This is a genomic window from Nocardia citri (assembly GCF_054065835.1).
This window is the reverse complement of record NZ_JBSUQM010000071.1, coordinates 1-725: the sequence shown is the minus strand read 5'-3', so window position 1 is coordinate 725 and position 725 is coordinate 1. Positions and strand designations below refer to the sequence as shown.

At 62.5% G+C, this 725-nt stretch carries 2 protein-coding genes; both read right to left on the bottom strand.

The features are described from left to right. Positions 1–40 precede the first annotated feature (40 nt). The gene (locus tag ACW2Q0_RS31140) at positions 41–331 is read right to left on the bottom strand and encodes a WXG100 family type VII secretion target (protein WP_457194497.1); all 291 of its coding nucleotides are present in this window, start codon (positions 329–331) and stop codon (positions 41–43) included. A 33-nt stretch (positions 332–364) separates the two neighbouring features. After that, complete coding sequence (locus tag ACW2Q0_RS31135; RefSeq protein WP_457194496.1) at positions 365–697, bottom strand: WXG100 family type VII secretion target; 333 nt, start codon at positions 695–697, stop codon at positions 365–367. Between the last annotated feature and the right edge of the window lie 28 nt (positions 698–725).

Here is a 725-nt window from a genome sequence, read left to right as displayed (position 1 = left end):
CCGGCGTCGTTGTAGACGCTGGTGTCGACATCGAGAACGGTCACGGGCGGCCCAGGGTGCGCAGGTTGGCGGTGACGGCGTCGTTGTAGGCGGTGTGCGCGGTGCGGGCTGCGGCCTGCATGGCCTCGATTCCCTCCCGAACTTCTTGCGCCGCGGTAGCCCATTCCCGGTGTGCTTCGGCTTGTTTGTCGGCGGCGTGGCCGTTCCAGCTCTGTTGCATCACGGTCATGCGTTCATCGATCTCGCGGAGGGATTCCCGTAGGAAATCGTTCAGTCCGCCGATGCGGGTGGTTACGTTGTCCAGGTGGTCGAGATCGACCTGATATCTCATGTGCCACAGTCCTGTTCGGTTACGCGGAATCAGCTACGGGAGATCCAGTGAGGATTGCCGCTGCCCGGTGGCGTTGGTGGTGTCGGTGCGGGTGTATTCGACACCTGCCACGCCGAGCAGTTCAGCCATGGTGTTCAGGGCGTCGAGTACCTGCAAGGCGCCGTCGCGGGTTTCCTCCCACCCTGTCGAATAGGCGGTGGCCGCGGTGCCTTTCCAGCTCGTCATCAGCCCTTGCACGTCTGCGTCGGCTGAGCGCACACCGTTGACGAGAGTTTGCGCGGTCTGCTGCACATACTGTCCGGCATTCGAAACATGGTCGGGCACAATCGCAAACGGTGAGCCGGTGGTTGATGAACCTTCAGCCATGCACATTCTCTCGGTCGTCGGTCGGTGT

Coding starts and splice junctions, on each gene's coding strand:
- ACW2Q0_RS31140 (WP_457194497.1), bottom strand. CDS start 331: ATGAGATATCAGGTCGATCTCGACCACCTGGACAACGTAACCACCCGC.
- ACW2Q0_RS31135 (WP_457194496.1), bottom strand. CDS start 697: ATGGCTGAAGGTTCATCAACCACCGGCTCACCGTTTGCGATTGTGCCC.